The organism is Parapedobacter indicus, assembly GCF_900113765.1.
GTDB classification, from domain to species: domain Bacteria; phylum Bacteroidota; class Bacteroidia; order Sphingobacteriales; family Sphingobacteriaceae; genus Parapedobacter; species Parapedobacter indicus.
Map to the genome: position 1 here is coordinate 197,890 of NZ_FOQO01000005.1, position 22,804 is coordinate 220,693.

The 22,804-nt window shown below is 49.5% G+C and carries 17 protein-coding genes; 11 read left to right on the forward strand and 6 right to left on the reverse strand.

Features of this window, described 5'->3' with window-relative positions; all coding sequences use genetic code 11:
• Positions 1–72: 72 nt before the first annotated feature.
• The 6 genes from BMZ56_RS11840 to BMZ56_RS11865 form a co-directional block, all read right to left on the reverse strand.
• Positions 73–1,248 (reverse strand): FecR family protein, encoded by a 1,176-nt coding sequence (locus BMZ56_RS11840; protein WP_090626824.1) that lies wholly within the window; start codon positions 1,246–1,248, stop codon positions 73–75.
• Between the two features lie 88 nt (positions 1,249–1,336).
• A complete protein-coding gene (locus tag BMZ56_RS11845; RefSeq protein ID WP_090626826.1) occupies positions 1,337–1,927 on the reverse strand; it encodes an RNA polymerase sigma factor in 591 nt (196 codons plus the stop codon).
• Between the two features lie 55 nt (positions 1,928–1,982).
• A complete protein-coding gene (locus BMZ56_RS11850) occupies positions 1,983–3,008 on the reverse strand; it encodes an amidohydrolase family protein (protein ID WP_090626828.1) in 1,026 nt (341 codons plus the stop codon).
• 46 nt (positions 3,009–3,054) lie between these two features.
• Complete coding sequence (locus BMZ56_RS11855) at positions 3,055–3,876, reverse strand: class II fructose-bisphosphate aldolase (RefSeq protein WP_090626829.1); 822 nt, start codon at positions 3,874–3,876, stop codon at positions 3,055–3,057.
• Entirely contained in the window at positions 3,860–4,822 is a 963-nt protein-coding gene (locus tag BMZ56_RS11860) for a carbohydrate kinase family protein (RefSeq protein ID WP_090626831.1), read from the reverse strand. Before BMZ56_RS11860 ends, BMZ56_RS11855 begins: the two co-directional genes overlap by 17 nt.
• A 77-nt stretch (positions 4,823–4,899) precedes the next feature.
• Positions 4,900–6,135, reverse strand: coding sequence for an SIS domain-containing protein (locus tag BMZ56_RS11865; RefSeq protein WP_218146549.1), 1,236 nt, complete (start codon positions 6,133–6,135; stop codon positions 4,900–4,902).
• A 175-nt stretch (positions 6,136–6,310) separates the two neighbouring features.
• On the opposite strand from BMZ56_RS11865, the gene BMZ56_RS11870 reads away from it, so the two are divergent.
• From BMZ56_RS11870 to BMZ56_RS11920, 11 genes are all read left to right on the forward strand, one after another.
• Entirely contained in the window at positions 6,311–7,321 is a 1,011-nt protein-coding gene (locus BMZ56_RS11870; protein WP_090626833.1) for a D-alanine--D-alanine ligase family protein, read from the forward strand.
• Positions 7,322–7,357: 36 nt separating this feature from the next.
• The gene (locus BMZ56_RS11875) at positions 7,358–8,476 is read left to right on the forward strand and encodes an amidohydrolase family protein (protein ID WP_090626834.1); all 1,119 of its coding nucleotides are present in this window, start codon (positions 7,358–7,360) and stop codon (positions 8,474–8,476) included.
• A 112-nt stretch (positions 8,477–8,588) separates the two neighbouring features.
• Positions 8,589–9,368, forward strand: a complete 780-nt coding sequence (agaR, locus tag BMZ56_RS11880; RefSeq protein WP_090626836.1) for a transcriptional repressor AgaR — start codon at positions 8,589–8,591, stop codon at positions 9,366–9,368.
• A 213-nt stretch (positions 9,369–9,581) separates the two neighbouring features.
• Positions 9,582–10,577 carry a polysaccharide lyase gene (locus tag BMZ56_RS11885; RefSeq protein WP_090626837.1) on the forward strand — a complete coding sequence of 332 codons (996 nt, stop codon included), beginning with the start codon at positions 9,582–9,584 and terminating at the stop codon, positions 10,575–10,577.
• Between the two features lie 13 nt (positions 10,578–10,590).
• The gene (locus tag BMZ56_RS11890) at positions 10,591–11,901 is read left to right on the forward strand and encodes a Gfo/Idh/MocA family oxidoreductase (protein ID WP_090626839.1); all 1,311 of its coding nucleotides are present in this window, start codon (positions 10,591–10,593) and stop codon (positions 11,899–11,901) included.
• The gene (locus BMZ56_RS11895) at positions 11,898–13,178 is read left to right on the forward strand and encodes a 3-keto-disaccharide hydrolase (protein ID WP_090626841.1); all 1,281 of its coding nucleotides are present in this window, start codon (positions 11,898–11,900) and stop codon (positions 13,176–13,178) included. The genes BMZ56_RS11890 and BMZ56_RS11895 overlap by 4 nt, the downstream gene beginning before the upstream one ends.
• A 5-nt stretch (positions 13,179–13,183) precedes the next feature.
• On the forward strand, positions 13,184–14,506 hold the full coding sequence (locus BMZ56_RS11900) for a M20 metallopeptidase family protein (protein ID WP_090626842.1): 1,323 nt from the start codon (positions 13,184–13,186) through the stop codon (positions 14,504–14,506).
• A 215-nt stretch (positions 14,507–14,721) separates the two neighbouring features.
• Positions 14,722–16,077 carry a Gfo/Idh/MocA family protein gene (locus tag BMZ56_RS11905; protein WP_090626844.1) on the forward strand — a complete coding sequence of 452 codons (1,356 nt, stop codon included), beginning with the start codon at positions 14,722–14,724 and terminating at the stop codon, positions 16,075–16,077.
• 244 nt (positions 16,078–16,321) lie between these two features.
• Positions 16,322–18,595: a glycoside hydrolase family 20 zincin-like fold domain-containing protein gene (locus tag BMZ56_RS11910; RefSeq protein ID WP_090626846.1), complete on the forward strand. Its 2,274-nt coding sequence runs from the start codon at positions 16,322–16,324 to the stop codon at positions 18,593–18,595.
• Positions 18,592–19,578, forward strand: coding sequence for a formylglycine-generating enzyme family protein (locus BMZ56_RS11915; protein WP_090626847.1), 987 nt, complete (start codon positions 18,592–18,594; stop codon positions 19,576–19,578). The genes BMZ56_RS11910 and BMZ56_RS11915 overlap by 4 nt, the downstream gene beginning before the upstream one ends.
• 68 nt (positions 19,579–19,646) lie before the next feature.
• Complete coding sequence (locus BMZ56_RS11920; RefSeq protein WP_090626849.1) at positions 19,647–22,781, forward strand: SusC/RagA family TonB-linked outer membrane protein; 3,135 nt, start codon at positions 19,647–19,649, stop codon at positions 22,779–22,781.
• The last annotated feature ends 23 nt before the right edge of the window (positions 22,782–22,804 follow it).

Below are 22,804 nucleotides of genomic sequence, written 5' to 3' on the forward strand. Positions count from 1 at the left end.
ACTTGTTTTCTTTTGATTGGATTATCCGTATTCCATATTGTTTTGGTTTTTAATTGGTTATTATATTTTAGTTTATTCCACAATTAGTTGGTTCCCGGTAAACTGTATGCGCACCTCAGATACGTTCAGCAGATCCAATACGGTTATCAGTGACAGATTCCGGCTCATTTCGCCTGTGAATGTTTCTTTAGGTACTTTGTTGGCATAGATGACGTCTACATCGTACCAACGAGCTATTTGACGCATCATTTCTTCAAATGGCGTATTCTTAAAATGAAACACGCTATTTTTCCATGCGGTGTATGGGGTTACGTCTACTTTTTGTACCATGATCGCGTCATCACGGAGTGTAGCTTGCTCGCCGGGCCGTAATACGGTTGGCGAGTGGTGGTCTGCAGTAACTGCGATACGTACAGCGCCGGCGACCAGGGTGGTCTTTATTTCCGGCTCGTCGTCGTACGCCGAGATATTAAATTCCGTGCCCAAGACTTCGATTTGCTGGCCGTTGGTGATCACTTTAAAGGGTCTTTTTTTATCGTTCGCAACGATAAAATATGCTTCGCCCAGTAGCTCTACTACGCGCTCCTTACTAGTAAACCGACTTGGATATTTTAGTGTGGATGCGGCATTGAGCCAAACTTTACTGCCGTCCGCGAGTGTGATCTGGTACATTCCGCCCTTTGGGGTGGCTATCGAATGCTGTTTTGAGGATTGAACATGGGAGTTGTCATCCTCTGTAACTTGACTGCCGTCGAGGTAGGTTACTTCGTCGCTAATGACTATCCCCGTCTGCGCTTCGCTCAGATTAATTGCCCGACCATCCGCCAGTGTGAGTACGGCTTGGCTCCGGCCGGGGGATTTATCCGGAGCACCAGTGTACGTGCTTGGGCTGTGTTTTTCGCGGCCTAGGTACCAATACGAGCCGAACGCCAGCAGGGCAACTACCAATATGGCTGCTACACGGGACTCCCGGCGCCAAAATGTATGGCGGATTTTGATTGTTGGGGTTTCCCGAATGGCTTGATTTGCTATTGTATAATCAACGGTTCGCTTTTCATTGACGGGCAAATTATAAAACTCCATTAGGTCTGCCGTAAATCGGCCTTGAGTTGAAATCTGATTTAATACTCTTCGATATGCAGCGTGGCTATTCGCCCATTCTTGTAAATGCGTGTATTCGTCTGGTTGCAATTCGCCGCGCAAATATTTCTGCAGCAATAAAATAACCTGTTCCTTATCGAATTCCATATTTAGCTAAGCGGCAAAAGAGCCCACTAAATAGGACAACGAGAATGTTGGTGAAGATCTTTGGAAAAAAGATAAAAATTTTTGAAAATTAATGGATGCCTTCCACGTAATGCAAAAATAGGATATACAGAAGGATGTCTTTTCCCTGAAAGACTCGACGTATGGCCTTTATGGCCTCATGTTTATTGATAAATACGGCATTTCGTGATATAGTCATCCGTTCGGCTATTTCTTGCGTTGAAAGACCGTCGAAGTAACTGAGTAGGAAAACTTGTCGTTGCTTCTTTGGGAGTTTTTTTACTTCATTGTATATGGTACTTATTAATTCGGTGTAGATCAGTTGTGCTTCGATATTTTCGTTGCTTGCCACGTTGTCGGTATGTTCATCGATTCTTTCGAGTATGCGGCTGCGCGGAGATTTGATATGATCGAGACATGCGTTGCGTGCTACCACATACAAAAACGCCTTGATGTCGGCTGACGATTGGAACCGTTGGCGCACATTCCAAGCTTTCAGGAAGCAGTCGTCTACTATTTCTTCCGCCGTTTCGCGATCCTTGAGTAGCTTTATCGCAAAATAATGGATTTCGCGCGAATATCGGCCCACCACACCCCGCAATGCTTCTAGGTCCCCCTGGCGGAAGCCCAGTAGTAAATCGTCGGTACGTGAGGAACCCATAGCCAACAAATAACATTAAAAAAATCCTCAAAACCAAGGGGTCTCGATTTGGAGTTCAACGTGAAAAGAATGTCTTTTCTGCGTTGGTGCGATATATTTTGTCGACCACATTGCGTGGCAAGTGCAGTCCACGAAACATTCCGCTTACTTTAGGGGCTTCCATCTCATCTGCTGTAGTGAAAAACTGCCAGTGTCTTTGTCGGATCGCGTTTATCCGCTTCTGAAAGCTTTCATCGTTCTCGTTCCCATCGTCAACAATATCGGTCCCGTACATGATTCGGTCTTGGTAGGTAATAAAAAAATCATGGACCTTGCGCCACTCCGTGACCGCTTGGTGCTGGAGGTGGCATATGCGTTCCGCGGTATCCACCATCATGTTCGGATAGCGATCCAGCCGCCCCGCCAATTCGTCGACACTCCATTCCAGGCTGGCTAAGTGGGCTCCCACGAAACGAAGTTCCGGGAATTTTTCCAGCAGACGGTCCCGGGCACGTATCTGCTCGTCGTAAGAGGGATACGATGGGTGTAGAAACATATGATATTGGGGGTAGGCTTCGAAGTAGCTTCGGTCACTGCTGACGGTCATTTCTTCAAGGGGGAGCCAGCAGTTTCTGGGTTCACCCAAATGGCCGATGAGGGGGATATCGTGACGAACCAAATACGCGATGACCGGATCGAACTTCGGATGGTCAATCATTACGAACTGTCCCGATGTGTTACGTAGTTCCATGCCGATATTTTTCCAGACTTTTACGGCCACTGCGCCCTTCGCACGTGCGTGCTCGATGCGAGCGGTAGTCATCGTTGGCCAGTCCTCCTCTTCCCAATCGTCGACCGGGAAATTGTATGCAAATGCAAAATCGGCGGGGTGGTTATGCAAGTGTTTTGCACTGATGGACAATTGCTCATCCAAGGATGGGAATCCGGGGGCAATGAGGTTTATACTCAGCAGCTTAAAATTGTTGGATTTCGAAAAATCTATGAGTCTTTCACCGGGAATGTTCGCATGCGTATGAACATCGTATTTGGGTACGGATGGAAAATCTTCGGTGGAATAAAAATCTTGGCTCTGTGTTGTCATTTCTTTTCGGATTCTCTGGTAACTTAAAGAGTTGTTTGGTAATCTGCTAGTTTCTGCTAACGGTTCCAAGTTTTTCTTTCACCAATGCTGAAACGGCTTGGATAGCGGGAGGAAATACTTTTCGTAAGTCAATTTCGTTGTTTTCCGCCAGAAGCCGGTGCAAATTACGCATAAAAGTATCTTTGATCTCAGTGGCTAGATTTATTTTACATATTCCTCGGCGTATTGATTCTCGCAAGGTGTTTGCTGGAATACCTGACCCGCCGTGGAGTACTAATGGAATTTGTGTCGCTTCTTTAATTGCACTCAAGCGCTCGAGATCGAGTTTTGGTGTGGCTTTGTAAAAACCATGGGCTGAACCGATTGCTACTGCCAACGCATGTACGCCCGTCTCGCTAACGAAACGTTTCGCTTCTTCGGGCTCGGTAAAACCTAGTTTTTCTTTTGACTGTCCAAGCTTGGCAACATACCCCAGTTCAGCTTCTACGTTAGCATTATATTGTTCCGCAAGCTTTACGATTTTTGTTGTCATTGCAACATTTTCATCGAATGGCTGTTCGCTGTAATCGATCATGACCGAGTCGAACCCTGCATCGAGGCAGCGTGCGATTAAATCATAGGATTCCGCATGATCGAGGTGGAGCCAGCCACCCGCTTCGTGGCCTGCAAAAGCTGCCTTAGCCATACCCACTACCATGGGTAAGCTCAAATAGTCAATAGATGCTTTGGTTACCTGAAGGATAATGGGTTGCTGCAGCAGGGATGCTGAGGCAATTATGCCGGCAAGTGTTTCAAAGTTATAAAAATTAGTGGCCAGTAAACAGCCTCTTGATGAATGAAGCTCTTGCAGCTTATCTTTTAACGTCATTTTCTGTATAGTTGAAGTGGTCTTTTGCTTTTTTCATAATGGCCGCCCGGCTGGTAAATGCGCCGGTTCCCCCGGGTGCTGTAGTGGAGAGGGCGCCCATAACGTTGCCAAACCGTTGGCAATCATTGATGGGAGCTCCCGAAAGATACCGATAGATAAATCCTGCATTAAAACTATCTCCCGCACCGATGGCGTCAACTACAGCGTTATTTAAAAAAGGAGGTATGTTGTTCGGTGTGCCTTTGTAGTAGGATATCGATCCGTGTACGCCCAATTTTACGACAACCGTATTCGCATATCTGCCGATTTGATTAAGCGCACTTTCAACGGTAGGTTGATGAGTAAGGCATTTTATTTCGGCCTCATTGGGGAGGAAAACGTCGACCAGCGGTAATACGTTGGGGAGATCCAGTTCCCATTTTTCGGCGGGGTCCCATTGTGTATCAAGAGAGGTTGTCAGGTTGCAGGACTTTGCTTTGCTAAGAAGGGTGAGGAGGTTGTGTTTCAAAGCAGGTTGCAAAAACACGGACGAGATATGAAGATGTTTCGCACGGCTTAGTAAAGCGACGTCGACATCCTCGGCGCTATAGTGTTCCATTGCGCCTGGATGCGTAACCATCGCTCTGTCATCTTCGATATTAATCGCCACGGTAGCACCCGTTTTTAATTGCCTGTTCCGTACAATGGCGGAGGTATCAACTCCGCGTTCCGATAATTCGCTTATCACAAAATCTCCGAACATATCGTTTCCCGTTGCCCCTTTGAAGAGCACTTTTGCTCCCAATGTACTGAGGTTGCTGGCGAAAATAGCAGAAGAACTCCCCAGTGTCATCTGCATATCGCGTGCTAATACTTCCTTGCCTATTTGTGGGAAGGTGCTGATATGATTCAGGATGAGATCGACATTCAGTTCGCCAACGACAATGACATCGTAGTTGTTTTCCATACGTTTGGGTGGTTTGGGGGCGCTAAGTGGGCTGAGCATGTTGTTTGTATGATGTGACCCTAAATATAGTCATTACTTTATAAGCGGTTAAATGAATGGATATGATCTGCGCGGTATGGATAAATCGTGACGCCTTGTACGACTCGGGTAATCGTATCGTTTGCCGATGGAGCATCTGGCTTGAGCCCCAGATTAACCGATTTAAAGAAAGCCAGGATCTGGGCAGGGAGGACACTGCAAACGGATAGAAAGTCCTCTTCTATTTTTTCTTCGTACTCGGAAAAGGAGATAGCCAGTGTGGCTTGTAGATCGTTGTCTGGAAACTCGCTGATACCGACCTGTCCAATTCCTTTTTCAGTAGCTAAGATGGATTTGACCAAGTCAGCCTCGTATAAGTGTACGTAGTCCTCATTGGAGTACAAGAAAAATATCAGAGTTTTATGGTCGATGACCACTTTGGGTCCATGCCTCAATCCCAAAAATGAATCGTGTTTGCAAATCACTTTGCCGTCTGTAAGCTCCTGTAATTTCAACTGTGATTCCTGTGCGGCATCTTGCAGGGGCCCCGAGCCCAAGAAGAGGGCGCGGTTAAAATCAAGCGATGCCATGTCTTTCAGCGGTTGAGTGTAACGGGTGATGATGCGATCACCGTAATCTGCAAGACGTGAAACCGTTTCCGCGTAGCGGTTGATCCGGTCTATGCGGGTGATGAGGAGTCCGGCTAATAACATGCACGTAAAACTGCTTGTCATCGCCAAGCCCCGATCATTCGTTTCCTCTGGCAAATGAAAAACGAAGCAGTCGGGCCGGTCCCCCATGCGGGCCAGGTCGCCTTCGGGATTACAGGTAATGATGAGGTGAAACGCCTTTTTACATATCGCGTTGGCCAGGTTGATAGCGGCGACGCTTTCGGGGCTGTTTCCTGAGCGTGCGAAGGAAACGAGTAGTAACGTGCGATCGGGTTGGAAGTAGTGATGGGGATGGGATACCAGGTCGGTGGTAGGTGCGGCCCATGTATTCTTACGTGAACTTTTCTGAAAAGGGTCGCGTAATATACTTCCGATATAGGCAGACGTACCCGCTCCGGTCAAGACGACTTCCATATCCGTAATCGTATATATGTCGTTAAGAAAGGCCTGCAAGGCTGCTTTGCTTTTGTTGACGAGCGCCCAGGTATTTTTCCATAATAGCGGTTGCTGTGTAATCTCTTTGGCAGTAAAAGTTCCACCGGCTTCCTGTAACTGCACTTCATCCATTCCGAGCCACGTTTTCCTCTCTTTTGTCGTTTCAGCGGTCATACGCTCCTTATCCATTCCTAAATACGTTTAACGTTTCAAACGCAAATATATAAATTTTTATTTCCTTTTATATTTATTGATATTTTTTATTTTTCCTTGCTTTAGTTTGGTTTTGTATTTATTTTTCGTTTGTTTGCAGTGTTGATCTTTGATAAACTAACTAATTTGATAAGCTGATAAAACGCCTTGTATGCAGAAAAAAAGAATTGCATTGGTTACGGGAGGCCACACAGATGAATTTGCCATCTCCTTATTGAGCGCTGATTTCGTGATCGGCCAACTCGACGACACAAAGTATGACGTGTATAAAATAGTCGTCTCCGAGGGCCGGTGGGTGTATATGGACGACACCCTTGCTGTACACCCCGTAAATCGTGCCGATTTTACCCTCCGGTTACGTCATGAGATCGTTCATTTTGACGTTGCTTTCATCATGCTTCATGGCATTCCGGGAGAGAACGGTTGCTTTCAGGCATACCTGGAGTTATTGGGTATCCCCTATACATCTTGTGATGCGGCAACATCCGCCATTACCATGAATAAAGCGTACACCAAAGCGGTAATCGCCGATATCGATAACCTGTTTGTGGCTAAATCTGTTCAAATAGACTCGTCGGAAAGGGACGTGGCAGAACAGTTGGTCACCGAGCGGCTTAGCTTGCCGTATTTTGTAAAACCCAACTGCGGCGGCAGCAGCATTGGTATGAGCAAAGTGAAGTCGCGGGACGAATTGCCAGCAGCATTAGACCGTGCATTCAGCACGAAAAATGCGGGTAGCCAGATTCTTGTGGAGGAGTTTGTGACAGGTAGGGAATTCTCCGTAGGGGTTTTTAAACGAGGCAATAAGACGGTTGTACTGCCCATTACCGAGGTGATGGTAGCCGATGGTTTTTTTGACTACGAAGCAAAGTATCTGTCGAAAATATCCCCAGATATGACACCTGCAATGTTGAGTCCTTTCCAGCGCAGCCTGGTGGAAGAGGTGGTGATTGCGGTATACAAGCGCTTGGCTTGTAAAGGCATGGTACGGGTTGATTTCTTCCTTGAAGATAAAACCGGAAAGTTCTATTTTATTGAAATTAACACCATTCCTGGCCAGACCGACCATAGTTTCATTCCAAAGCAAGTACGTGCCGCAGGCATGGATTTGTCGTTGTTTTACGAAGAATTGATCGAAGCAGCGGTGGTCACGGAGCGCTAATTTATTTAATAAGTAAAAACCAATACTAAAATCGTTATGGAAAGTAAACACCTGCTGTTAGCATTTAGTGTCATGATGCTTGCCTGCACTTCTGACCGCCAAACGTCCGACGACGGAACATCCGGGCAGAACGAAAAGGCGACAAGCCTGTTGCTGAAAGATTTTAAGCCCCGATCCCTCCACAAAACCGCGGAAACACCCATCGAGCGAGCGGCTTTTCCCGTGATCGATATGCACTCGCATGCCTATCCGAGAACGCCTGAAGGCATTGATGAATGGGTAATGACAATGGATAGGCTTGGCATCGCGAAGACCGTCCTGCTCACAGGCCAGACCGGCAAGGGATTTGATTCACTGGTGAATGTGTACTCCAAATATAGCGACCGGTTTATCTTGTTTTGCGGATTCGATTATACGGGATACGATCAAGCCGACTTTGGCCCCGCGGCGATCAAAGAGCTTGAAAGGTGCGTAGCGATGGGAGCAAAGGGCGTGGGCGAGCTTGGCGACAAAGGCTGGGGCGAAATGTACTCCAAGCCGCAAAAGGCCTTGGGTATGCATCCGGATGATGCTCGGATGAAACCATTGCTGGATAAATGTGCCGAACTGAATTTGCCGGTGAGTATACATGTGGCAGATCCGATCTGGATGTACCAACCCATGGACTCGCTGAATGACGGATTAATGAATGCGTTTAAATGGCGTCTTGACAATAAAGAAGCGATCTTGGATCATGCCGGCATGATGGAGGTACTGGCGAATGTGGTCGGGGAAAACCCGCGAGTCACTTTTATTGCGTGCCACTACGCTAATCTTTCCCATGATTTGGCATCGCTAGCCGTACTGCTTGATCGGTTTCCAAACCTTTACGTAGACAACGCCGCGCAGTACGGAGAAACATCGGTCATACCCCGAACAACTGCAAAATTCTATAAAAGGTATGCAGACCGTATCGTGTACGGCACAGACATGGGGGTCGACGAAGAAATGTACAAGACCACCATCCGGATTCTCGAAACGGAAGATGAACACTTCTATGATCATAAAATTTCGACGTATCATTGGTCAATGAATGGCTACGGACTCGATAAAGGCGTATTGGAAAAAGTATACCGTTTGAATGCATTGAAGCTATTAGGTCTTGACCGTGACTGACCGAGCTCAATTGTGCAAGGTACGGGGTCACGTGTACACGCATCCAAATTGAATTGCAGCGTTAAAAATTTATCGTTAACTTTCGAAAGTATTTGAAAATTGCAGTATCTTCATGAGCATAAAAAATAAGAAATCAACGGTACAACGTAGGGTAATCATCCTTGAGAAGCTAGATCAGGACGGGCAAGTCGATGTCATTTCCCTTAGTAAGGAGCTTGGCGTAACCGAAGTGACCATTCGGAACGACCTCGCGCGGCTAGAGCAAAAAAATATGCTGATCAGGGCGCGGGGTGGAGCAATTAAAGTGGACCGTGTGAGCGCAGATTTTACGCTATCTGATAAGAACAGGCATCATTACGAGGAGAAATCCCGTATTGGGAAAGCGGCTGCCGAGCTTATTGAGGATGGAGACACGATTATCCTTGATTCGGGTACCACGACATTGGAGATTACCAAAAACCTGCGTGTTGCTGGATTAACGGTCATTACGAATGCACTTAACGTCGTGAATCAACTGGCCGACCATGAACACGTGGCCGTTATTGTGCCCGGTGGGTTTTTAAGGAAAAATTCCCTGTCTTTAGTGGGTGCCGGAGCCGAAGATAGCCTTAAAAATTACTTTTGTGACAAGCTTTTCCTGGCAGTAGATGGGATCAGTGCCGACTTTGGGCTCTCCACGCCAAACGTCGAAGAAGCCCACCTCAACCGGATTATGATTGCCATTTCCAAAAAAGTAATCGTCGTAACCGATTCAAGCAAATTCAACAAGCGAAGCCTGGCTTTTATCGCCTCGATTTCTGAGATTGACGTCGTCGTCACGGATGAAGGTATTCCGATGGAGGATCGGCGGAAACTGGAAAACGCCGGGATCGAAGTGGTTATCGCTTCTTAGCGCCTCGTTTGCCCCGTTCCCTACGATCCTTTTACCTTCCTATAGGAAACCGCAGCGGTTGATGAAATCGAAGCTCATCAACCGCTTATTCTTTCTTTAGCTCCCCCTAATTAACACACTTATCCTTTCTTTTTTTTAATAAATAAATGTTTTGAAAAATTTTTTTCTTACTTTTACTTTTGTTTTAGTGAGCTTTCGCAAAGTTACTGAATTATGAAAAAGAGGTTAGGCCGCTTAAGATCGTGTACTGTGCTGTTGCTGGTCATCAGCTATATGGGTGTGCCAACGGGTTGTACACGGACCAACGACGATCGGGGGGATGTGATAGCCGACTCGCTGCTCGCCGACCAATATCCGAATGATACAGGCATCGAAACCGACCCCCATGTGCTCTTTGCGGAACTATTCAAAGGCGACTTGGCGGATGTACTTACCCGTTATACCGATGTCAAAAACGCAACGGATATGTCTTTAGAAGCGGATGCGCCTGAGGGGAGTCTTATCGGTAAGTCTATCCGCATCACCAACAACGGGGGCACAACAGACGGGGGCCATCTGTATAAGCGGTTCGCTCCAGGTTTTGACGGCACCGTTTTTCTCCGCTATTATGTAAAGTACCCACAAGCTTCTCGAAACAACTTCCACCACGTCAGTGTCCGCATCGGTGGTTACGATCCGCCGTCTGATTGGCCGTATGGAACCGCAGGCGTATGTGATCTTCCCACTCGGTTCAACGTGTCGTACGAACCAATTACCGGGCAAGCGGGTGAAATGGAAACGTATATTTATTGGCCCGAGATGCGGGCGTCAAACGCAGCGGGCGACCAATGCTATGGCAATTACCTGATCAACAATGCCGGCAGGAAATCCGTCGACTATGACCGGTGGATCTGTGTGGAACTCATGGTCAAGTTGAATACGCCCGGCAAACACGACGGCGAACTACAGGTCTGGCACGATGGGCAGGAAATGGGCCATTGGAAACCGGGTAGCCCAACAGGTAGTTGGAACCGTGACCGATTTACCCACGCTACCGGCGGAGACCCGTTCGACGGATTTATGTGGCGTGATGCCGCCCGTTCCAGCCTTAACGTGAACAACGTGAAGTTTGAATTTTATGACACGAAAAGTCCGATAGGGCATCATAACTATGTACAATACAGTCATTTGGTCATTGCTGCCAAACGCATTGGCCCGATTAAGCACTAACAAATAAGTTTCGATGAATACTGACAACTTCTCCTCATCCCGAAGGACATTCTTAAAAAATTCCGCCGCCCTGGCAGGCGCAACCTTGTTGGGCACCCCCGCGGTACGGGCCAGCGCCCATCTGACGGGTAGCGACATCCTCAAAATCGCACTTGTCGGGTGTGGCAGTCGCGGTGCGGGTGCTATAGTCAATGCATTACGGGCCGACAAGCGCGTCCAGTTAGTGGCTATGGCCGACGCTTTCGCCGATCAGCTAGCGACGACCCACAGCACGCTACTTAAAATTACAGACATTAAGGATGCCGTACGGGTACCGGAAAGCCACATGTTTGTTGGCTTTGACGGGTACAAGGAAGCGATCGCTTTGGCAGATGTGGTGATTTTAGCGACTCCCCCTGCCTTCCGTCCATTGCATTTCGACGCCGTGGTAGCGGCGGGGAAGCATACGTTTATGGAGAAACCGCTTGCCTCAGATGCCCCGGGCATCCGGCAGGTGTTAGCCACCGGGGAGGCAGCCAGCCGGAAAAACCTAAAGGTATCCGTAGGGTTGCAAAACCGATACGACCCCGCATTCATTGAGCTGAAAGAGCGATTGCAGGACGGGCAAATCGGCGAAATTGTTTCAGCAACCGACTATTATTTAATCGGTCCGGTACGGCATGTGGACCGTCTACCCGGACAAACCGAGATGGAATACCAGATGCGTAACTGGCGGTATTTCAATTGGCTTTGGGCGGGGTCGCCGGCTGCATTGCAGATCCATAACACCGATATCGTCAATTGGGTAAAAGAAAGTTACCCCGTAAGGGCCCAAGGAATGGGTGGGCGCAGTGGCTCCTATGCGCCGGGGTACGGCGACATCTTTGATAATTTTTTCATCGAATACGAATACGCTGACGGTACGAAGCTGAACAGTCAGATCCGCAGCATTGCCGGCACATGGAACCGCGGTGGCGCTACGTTTATCGGTACCGAAGGACGAGCGGATGCGGCTGCTAAGACCATAAGCGACTTAGGGGGAAACGGACGGTGGCGCAGTGAAAGTCGCGCGAATTCCTACCAACTGCAACACGACCAGTTTTTTGCAGCTATTCGGGAAGACACCCCCATGAACGACACGGAATGGGCCGCGATGAGCACGATGACGACCATTTTAGGTCGGATGGCAGCACATTCGGGAATGCTGATCGAGTGGGAAGACGCCCTTAACTCGGAACTGTCCATCCTTCCGGAAACATTCGCGTGGGATGCTGCTCCACCCACCCTGCCGGATAACGAAGGTCGCTACCCGATTCCGATCCCCGGTCAATCCCCTACTTTATGAAGACAACATTCATCTTATCGGTGGCCACCGCGTTGACGTCCGTGGCGTTCACCCCGGCGTTGGCCGGGCAATTGCGGACGAACACCAAATCCGAGGGGCTGTTCAACGGCCGTAACCTGGCGGGATGGACCAATGTCAATACCGCTAGAGACACTTGGGTCGTTAAAGAACATGCGTTATATTGCTCAGGATCTCCCACAGGTTATCTGCGAACTGACGAGATGTATGAGAACTACATTCTTGATTTTGAATGGTTTTCAGTAAACGGACGGGATCTTCCCGAACTATTTATCCATAGTGATGCCCTTCCCGCCGTGGGTAGTCCGTTTCCGCGTGGCATCAAAGGTCCGGCATTGGGTGCCGGGCTCGCTGCGACAGGTGGTGCATCGATCAAACCCCGCCGCTTTGCAGGCAACATTATTCTGGGTGGTTTGTGGAATAGCTACCGCTTGGAAAGCCTGGGTGGAACGATTGTGGTTTCAGTCAATGGAAAAGAAATTGCCCGTGGAACAGCTGCGATGCCACGGAAGGGACACATCGCGTTTGCGGCTACCGGACCCACCATCGCCTATCGCAACATCAAGGTTGACCGCTTGCCTACCCATCATCCAACAGCCAACCAGGTTGCCGCAGCCGGTACTGGCTGGACTACCCTGTTTTCTGGGGAGCAACTGGACCACTGGGAGCTCAAACCTGGACATAGGGGACATTGGGTGGCAAGGGATTGGCTGATCGATTATGACGGTAAAAGTGAGGAAAAGGACAAGTGCCTGTGGAGCAAAACCTCATTCATGGACTTTATGCTCATCGCTGACGTACGGTTTACGCGCGAACCGGAAACCATGCCAGCACCGGTCATCCTGCCTAGCGGTGAACCGGCGCTCAACGAAGATGGCTCTGCAAAGACCGTAGATTTGCCCTATTTCGGCGATACCGGCATTTACCTGCGGGGGCATTCGAAAAACCAGATCAACATCGGGAATCGGTACATCGGTTCCGGTGAAATCTACGGATACCGGGTGGATAGGAATCTTCCGGCAGAGGTCCGCGCTGGCGTTACACCCACGGTAAAAGCCGATAAGCCAGTCGGGGAATGGAATCGGTTTATCATCACCATGGTCGGTGATCGCATAACCGTGGAATTGAATGGCCAAGTGGTGATTGACCAGGCCGTACTCCCTGGCATTGCGCCCGCGGGCCCCATTGCACTTCAAGATGATCATTGGAATGACAACCGCTTTCAATTCGCTAACGTATTCATCAAGCCGTTAGATTGAGCATTATGACACCTCACATCGACATATACTTCCGTTGCTTGGTTACGGCAATGATTTTTTGCCTGCCTGCAGCAGCCCAACCCCAATCCAGTGGAATTGCAGAAATCGTCCACGCGGAAACTCCGGAACTGATTGCGTTATACCAGCAGCTGCATCAACACCCGGAGCTCTCGGAACAGGAAAAGGAGACCTCACGGGTGCTGGCCGATGAGCTTCGTGCGCTGGGTTTCGACGTCACGGAGCGGGTAGGTGGATATGGCGTGGTAGGGATGATGAAAAATGGCGGCGGACCGGTTGTCTTGGTACGAACAGATATGGATGCGCTTCCCATTACAGAGCTTACGGAGGTTCCTTACATCAGCAACGTGCCCGGTGTCATGCATGCTTGTGGGCACGACGTTCACATGACGGTATGGAAAGGGACCGCTTCGGTTGTTTCGAAGCTTCGGGACCAATGGCGTGGCACCGTCGTTTTTGTTGCACAGCCTGCCGAAGAGAATGGCGTCGGTGCCAAATCGATGCTTGCCGACGGACTGTTTACGCGATTTCCAAGACCGGACTACGCACTCGCACTCCATGTCAGCTCGGTATTACCCGCGGGTACCGTGGGGTATCATGCGGGTATGTTTTTAGCGAGCATTGATAACCTAACGATCACCGTGAAGGGACGAGGGGGGCATGGGGCCGCCCCGCAACAGACCATTGATCCGATCGTGTTGACGTCAAAGATCGTGTTGTCGCTCCAATCGATCATCAGCCGGGAGATAGCGCCGACCGAACCGGCGGTAATCAGTGTGGGCTCCATTCACGGCGGCTCGCGCAGCAACATCATCCCCAGTGAAGTGGAGATTTCACTCACCGTCCGGACATTTGAAGACCATATTCGGGAGCATTTGCTACGCGCGATCAAACGGGTTGCTGATGGCGAGGCGCATGCGGCGGGACTGACCCCGGAAGAATATCCACACATCAAGCACGAAGGCGAATCCTTCCCTTCCATGTACAACGACCCGAAGCTGACCGAACAAATGGCAGCTGTATTTCGCCAAACGCTAGGTGAACAACACGTCCGTGAACTTTCCCGGGAATTGGTGGGTGAGGATTTTGCGCGGTATGGCCGGGAGCAGCCGCCCATACCCACGATGATTTATTCATTGGGTACCGTACACCCGGACCATGTGACCGCAGCAGCAGCCGGGCAAATGACATTGCCGCCGTTGCACGGGTCGTTGTATGTTCCGGTGCCTGATCCAAGCATACCCACAGGCGTGAAAACCATGAGTGCGGCAGTCCTTTCGCTGCTGCAGCAAAAGCTAGAGGATCATTGATAAAGGGGGAAACAACGTAGAAACAAAAAAGATAAAAAGAAAGCTGCCCTGTCAGCGGCTGGCACAAAAGCCGATGAAAATGCAGGTTCCATTAGGCCATTAAGAACAAACTGCGAAGCATTCACTGATGCAACTAACCGCCGAAGGCAGCTTGAATGCCGATGAAATAGATCATCCATGAAAAAAACAGACAATAGATCAATAATTATTTTCTAATGAAACATATTCCAAGACGAACATTTATTAAACACGGCGCAATGGCATTTGCTGGCGCCGCATTGCTTTCACCCCAGTTTACCCACGGCCGGCCTGCTAAAAAAATCCGGTTAGGCTTTATTGGTGTGGGGTTACGTGGGCGGGCTCATGTAGCAAGTGCCTTGATGATTCCCGGCGTGGTCATACCCGCCATATGCGACATTGACAAGGACGCCGTTGCGGAGACCCAGCGTATCCTGCAGAAAGCCGGGTTGCCGGAAGCGAAAAGCTACACCAGCGGCGAGCACGATTTCGAACACCTCGTCCGCCGCGATGATTTAGATGGCATCATTATATCGACTCCCTGGGAATGGCATGTGCCGATGGCCGTGGCCGTAATGAAAGCCGGGAAATATGCTGGTCTCGAAGTGCCCGCGTCAATCACCGTGGAGGAAACCTGGGAGCTGGTGAATGCACACGAATCGACGGGAAGCCATTGCATGATCCTTGAGAATGCATGCTATCGGCGGGATATCTTGGCCGTCCTGAATATGGTTAGGCAAGGCAGACTGGGTGAAGTCGTCCAACTGGAAGGCGGATATTTGCATGATCTGCGGCACGTCAAATTTAATAACGGAAAGCAACCGTATGGCGGTGGCGTCGAATTCGGCGACAAGGGCTTCAGCGAAGCACGCTGGCGCACCCAACACGCAGTAGCGCGTAATGGCGACCTATATCCTACCCATGGGCTGGGGCCGATGGCGGAAATGGTAGATATCAACCGGGGAAATCAGTTCGACCACCTAGTTTCCATGGCCACCAAAAGCAGCGGGCTCCATAATTACATCGTTGACAATGGCGGAAAAGACCACCCGAATGCCAATGTAGTTTTCAAGCTAGGCGATGTGGTGCGTACGATGATCAAATGTGTCAACGGTGAAACCATTACCCTAACTCATGATACGAATTTGCCCCGTCCGTACTCCCTTGGATATACCGTGCAGGGTACGAAGGGAATATGGCGGTATAAAAACGAGTACGAACCCAATGAGATTTACATTGAACACGAATCGGAGGATCACAAATGGGAATCTTTTGAGTCCTACCTCGCACAATATGACCACCGCCTGTGGAAAGAATTCGGAGCCGAAGCCGAGAAGACAGGGCATGACGGTATCGACTATTTTGTGATCAAAGAATTTGTGGATGCCATCCGAGAACAGGCAGTACCACCAATGGATGTCTACGATGCCGCGGCATGGTCGGTCATCGGACCCTTATCGGAGCAATCCATCGCCCAGGGATCTGCCCCGATTAAGATTCCTGACTTTACGCGGGGAAAATGGAAAAACCGTAAACCGATATTCGCTCTTTGATTATCGCTGCACCCACCTTCCATAACCGTAAAGCGTCGTTTATTTTTGTTGCCTTTTTCACCTATCACGAGGATTCGCGGTGCACCCTCATGAAAGGCTATTTGCTTTCGTAATCGATACAATTCGAAAAAACAAAGGTTACGAAAGAAAAATAAATAATCTTTTGGTTAAAACAAAAGATTTTATCTATATTTGATTATTGAATATTCGATTAATATTCGCTGGTCAATAGAAAAAGCAAATTATGAAAAGAAACCGTTGTGTGAATTGGAGCTATTTGAAAAGACTTATCGATGTAATCTCACCTGTGTTGCTTTTTGTTTTGTATGTGTCCTTCCCTTCACCAGCACGAGGAGATACGCCGCTGTATAAAGCCGGCATTACCTTGATTCCCTATCCGCAGGACGTTCAGCTTACCGGGGAAACGTTTGATCTTCCCAATCCGCTAATGATTACGATCGATCGCGATGCAAGTGAAAAGGACAAGTTCGCCACCAGCGAGCTACGGCGTCAATTGAGCGATCGCTGGAACATCCGCACGGAATTGACAACGGATCGGCGCCGCGCACATATCGTATTGACGAAAAGAGGTGCAGAAAGGAAGCATGGGAATCAAGGTTATCAATTGCATGTGACGAGCAAGGGCATAACCGTTAGCGCTTCGGGTGAACCGGGTTTGTTTTACGGCGTACAGACGCTTTGCCAACTCATTCAATCGGGCGATGGCGCGTCTCCCTTTGTACAGGGCATGGCCATCAAGGACTGGCCGCACACCACCCATCGGGCCGTCCATTATGACACTAAACACCATCAGGACACACGTGAATACGTCGAAGGGTTTATTCGTGATTTGGCTAAATACAAGATAAACCTGTTGGTGTGGGAATGGGAAGACAAATTTGCTTATCCCAGCCATCCCGAAGTCGGGGCCCCCGGAGCGTTCACAATGCAAGAGATGCAGGAGATTACCCGGTACGCGCAGAACTACCACGTCCAGATCGTGCCGTTGGTGCAGGGGTTGGGCCATGTCAGCTTCATCCTGAAGTGGCCGCAATACGCGCACCTGCGGGAGATTCCTGCCTCCAATTGGGAATTCGACCCGCTGAATGAAGGGTCTTATGAATTGCTGTTCGATCTTTGGGCCGATGCGATGGAAGCCACTCCGGGTTCCCGGTACATCCACATAGGCTCGGACGAAACCTTTGAATTGGGGAAAGGCCCCACAACGCGCGAAAAAGCAAAGGAAATCGGGCGGAATGGCCTGTATCACCTGTTTGTAGAAAAAAGCGCCCGGCGTTTGCAGAAAACGGGACGCGAGGTGATGGTTTGGGAACGACCGATGGGCTGGACGCGGGACGTGACGACCGACGAGGGGGTGGGCCAGGAACTACCGCCGCGGTACAAAGTCACGCCACACGAGGGAATTGTATTAACAGAAGCCTACGGCTATGAAACGCCGGAACTGAAATACGCACGGCAGGCGAAGGCGCTGGGTTTTCAGCTCTTTGCGTATGACCCGAATGCGGGAATCGAATGTCTTTTTGTACCTTATTTTCACCGAAAAAAGGGAGCCATGCGCAATAATCCGCAGGTTATCGAAGGCAGTTTGGAACACTCCTATGATTTCTTCCGTTCGCGTTTGGGCGAGAACGTGTTTGATGGCATGATCTGTACGTCGTGGGACGATTCCGGCCTTCACAACCAAACGTGGATGCTGCGTTTTATTACCGCCGCAGAGTTCTCATGGAACGCACGATCCGATCAGTCACTGGCCGAATTTACCACAAAGTACTTTAGAAATTACTACGGAGATGACGTTACGGATATGGAAGAGCTTTTCTCGCTCCTCAATGAAGGCGCCTATTTCTATATGGAAAGCTTTGAGCGCAATGTCTGGCACCACGGCGAAATCGGGAAAACCCATATTCCCGACCTGCCGCGGACGGACGTACTGGAATACAACCCCTATTGGAACACGGAGTATGCGCATCGGGTAACCCTGGCGAATGAATTTCTCGGGAAAATGGAGCGCGCGTTGCAGATTTGCAAAAATAACCGAGCCGCTGATATTGATAATAAATACGATTTTGAGGTATTCACATCCATCGCGAAGCTGATTGAACATACCGCAAAAACGTACCTCGACCTGTCTTCCCTTGAACATTCGATTACCAAGGCACACCAACAACGGTTCCTCGATCTCGATTCAACCCTTTATTACTTGGATCAAGCGCGAGCTACGGTGAGCGATCAGTTAGAAAGACGCAAAGAAGTATTTGATTACTTGGTTAACGTTTGGGAAAAAACGCGTTTGCCCAAAGGTATGGATACGGATGAAAAGAAATTTTTCTTCCAGCAAGACCGTGCCCGCCATTTTGCCAACCGGACGCCCGACCTGACCTACCACATCTATGACGAACAGCTTTTGGGACTCGAAAACTATCTGGATAAGCTGACCGCTTATCGGGACTTTTTTTACGAACGTATCGTCAAACCGGAGCAAATGTATTTAAAATGATAACTGTCGTTACCCTTATTCAGCTCACGTTTTCCGCCTTGCTTTCCGTTGGGTACCCCTCTTTTCAGGGGATGGAATCGTACGTGGCAACCATTCCCGGCACAACGGTCACCTTTGACATGGTAGCGATCCCAAAGGGTACGTTCCAAATGGGAAGCCCCGCCTCCGAAAACGGAAGGAACGCCGACGAAGGACCGACAGGAACGGTGACAGTCGACGCATTCTGGATGGGGAAATGTGAGGTCACGTGGGATGAATATGAACTGTTTGTCTATGCTGAATTGGAAAAGCAGGCGACCGCTAGCAAGGTACCCGATGCGACACGCCCGCTAGTTGACGGCGTAACGCGCCCCACGCCACCCTTCATGGACATGAGTTTCGGCATGGGGAAAAGTGGATTTCCAGCGGTGAATATGACCCAATATGCGGCAATGGCTTATTGCAAATGGTTGACAGCAAAGACCGGTAAATTCCACCGGCTTCCCACCGAGGCGGAGTGGGAATACGCCTGCAGGGCCGGCACCCAGACCGCCTATGGTTTTGGGTCGGATGCGAGCCAACTGGGCGCCTACGCTTGGTACCTGGGAAACAGCGGCGGGAAATACCATACAGTGGGCACGCGAAAGCCAAACGCTTGGGGATTGCACGACATGCATGGCAATGTGGCCGAATGGACACTGGACCAATACGTGGCCGATTTTTACCGTACCCGATCCGACACCAAAAATCCGTGGGCGAAGGCTACCCGACTTTATCCGCACGCGGTGCGTGGTGGGCATTGGGAAGCGCCAGCACCGGCATTGCGTTCCGCTGCCCGCGGACAATCGCGGCCCGAATGGAAACAACGTGACCCCCAGATTCCCAAGAGCGATTGGTGGTTGACGGATGCGTCATTTGTGGGCTTTCGGATCGTACGGCCCTTGAAGCAACCGACCGCCGCGCAAATCGAAGCCTATTTCACTTCACCCTTACCCGATTATTAACCATACACTATTCCGTTAACACGTTAGACAATCAATTAACCATGTTTTACACGTAAAACTATTATGAAATGAAAATGAAACTACTCAACAAATTATGGACGGTAACGCTAATTGCCTGTTGCTTTTCGCTTTATGGAAGCGCACAGCAGGCGATTTCTGGTCGCGTTACGGCAAATGGCCAACCGGTTGTTGGTGCCTCCATACAGGTTGCGGGCACGTCGACCGCCGTGCAGACGAACCAAGACGGAACCTATTCGATAACAGCGGCATCCGGCAGCGGTGTGTTGGTGGTGTCGTATGTGGGCTTTGTCACGCAGCACGTGCCCATCAATAACCGCACGGTAATCCATGTGGAACTGCAGGAGGGCGCTACCGAAATCGGGGAAGTATTGGTGACGGCGCTTGGTATCGAACGGGAAAAGAAAGCATTAGGTTATTCCATTCAGGAAGTCGACCTGTCGACCGTTACGGAAGCCCGGGAATCAAATATCGCCAATTCCCTGAAGGGTAAGGTTGCGGGTGTACACGTAAATGCTACAACGGGTGGGGCTGGTTCATCATCGTTTGTGGTGATCCGAGGCAGCAGCTCTATTGCCGGCGAAAATCAACCCCTGTATGTGGTAGACGGTGTGCCTATTGATAATCAAACGCTGGATCAGGCCGGTATCTTCGGAGGTAAGGATTATGGCGATGGTATTAATAACATAAATCCCGATGACGTTGCGGAAATGTCTGTGCTGAAAGGCCCCGCTGGCGCAGCACTTTATGGTGCACGCGGAGCAAATGGTGTCATTTTAATTACCACCAAAAGCGGTAGAGGCCGGAAAGGCCTTGGCGTCGAATTCAATTCCAATTTTGTGATGGAAACCATCAATGTCATCCCGACGATGCAGGATAGGTGGGGTGTTGGGTATGGTGGTACCAATAGCTTTGGATCTATGGAGTATGAAGGTACGAGCTATCCCGCCCAGACGGGAAATGGCGACCAGTTTGGGGGCCCGCTGGATGGCCAGCTGATCATGTTTACCTATATGCCGGAATGGAGCCCCAGGCCCTACTCGCCACAGCCTGCCGATAACATCCGGGATTTTTTCGACACCGGAAAGACATGGACGAATACGATTGCCGTTTCAGGCGGGGGAGATAAGAATTCCTTTCGGTTATCGGTTTCGGACATGCGGAATACCGGAATTATACCCAATAACAAACTGCAGCGGCAGACTTTCAATTTAAGAGCGACATCGAACATCACCGATAAACTTTTCGTCGAAGGTAAATTGAACTATATCCGACAGGGCGGCGAGAATCGGCAAGCGACCGGTATAACCACCCAGAATCCAGCTTACAGTCTTTATCTGACACCACGATTTGTCGACCTAAACTGGCTCAAAGACTATAAGAAGGAAGATGGAACCATGGTTAACTGGAAATCGGGAACGCCGTATAACCCTTATTGGCTGGTGAACGAATTCCAGAATGATGATAAACGGGACCGGGTTATCGGTATGCTCATGGGTAGGTACGCCTTCACGAGTTGGTTAAGCTTGCAGGCACGTGCCGGAACGGATTTTTATACCGATGTCCGATTTGATCGGAAAGGGACCTATTCGCCGCCTGCCGCCTTGATGCCTGGAACGGTAGACAATGCCACCTGGCATGTAAAGGAGGAAAATTTTGACGTGTTGCTGACGGCAAACGGTGACCTATCGGAAGATTTCAAAGGGTACTTCTCTGTGGGTGCGAATCACTTAAACCGTAAACAGGAGGTTGTAGGATTGAGCGGGGAGAATCTCAATATACCTTACGTGTATCACATCAGCAATGCCCAGATTGTAAGGCCTCGGAACTCATTGAGTCGGAAACAGATGAATTCCGTATACTTCGCAGGACAGGTTGGCTATAAAGACTATTTGTTCCTGGATGTCACCGGTCGGAACGACTGGTCCTCTACCTTGGGGCTAAACAGCAACTCATTTTTCTATCCATCCATTGCAACAAGTTTCGTTTTTACAGACGCGCTAGGCATGCGCAACAACCCGATATTATCGTTCGGTAAGATTCGGCTCTCTGTCGCGCAGGCGGGTAACGACGCGGTGCCTTTCCAAACGACCGGCGGATACGCACTTGACATGGTTGGATATGGGCCGGGATTGCCTTATGCTACCCTCCGCAGTCAGGTACCGCTCCTTGATTTGAAGAATGAGCTGACGACCGGCTTCGAGGCCGGTACCGAATTACGGTTCTTCAAGAACCGGTTAGGAATCGATTTCACCTATTATACACAATCGACCAAAAACCAGATTCTGCCGGTCCAGGTATCGATGGCTACGGGTTACGCTACCCGCGTCATCAATGCCGGTGAGATAAAGAACCATGGCGTGGAACTGCTGCTTAATGGGACACCCGTAGAAGTAGGCGGTTTCCGCTGGGACCTTTCACTGAACTTATCCAGGAACCGGTCACAGGTCGTTTCGCTCGCTCCAAATATTTCGACGCACGTGCTGATCGAAAATGCAAATGGCCGGATTGAAGCCCGGGTTGGCGAAGCTTATGGCAATATCGTCGGATTCCCGTATCTCCGCACGGACGATGGACGCCTCTTGCTTAGCGAGACGGGTGTCGCTCAGCGTGCGGCAGAACAGGTTGTGCTCGGGAATATACAGCCTGATTTTCTGGGCGGATTAACGAGTACCTTTAATTATAGAGGAGTGTCGTTAAGCGGTTTATTGGATATAAGAATTGGGGGTCAGGTGTTTTCATTCAGCCGATATCATCAGCACGCCAAAGGAACAGGTGTATTCACCAACGATCGGGAAAACCTGATCAATGATGGTGTCATTTTGCAGGAAGATGGTACGTATAAGCAAAGCGACATCGTGCTGACGCCTGAAAACTATTATGGGCAACGCGCGTGGGGGAATGTGGGTGAAGAAATGATCATGGATGCAGACTACCTCGCTTTGCGTGAACTAACGCTCGGTTATGCGTTCCGGCCTGGATTTTTGAAAAGTACGCCCTTTCAGCATATTAAGCTGTCGGTGGTCGGAAGGAATTTGTTTTATCTGAAACGAGATCCCTTAATGAAAGAAATGGGCATAACACCGGAAACCGCTTTTGCGCCCACGGCAGCAGCACAGGGGTATGAGGTAGCAGCAATGCCCACAACCAGGACGTTTGGCTTCAACCTATCATTCGCTTTATAATGTATCATATGATCTTGTTTAAC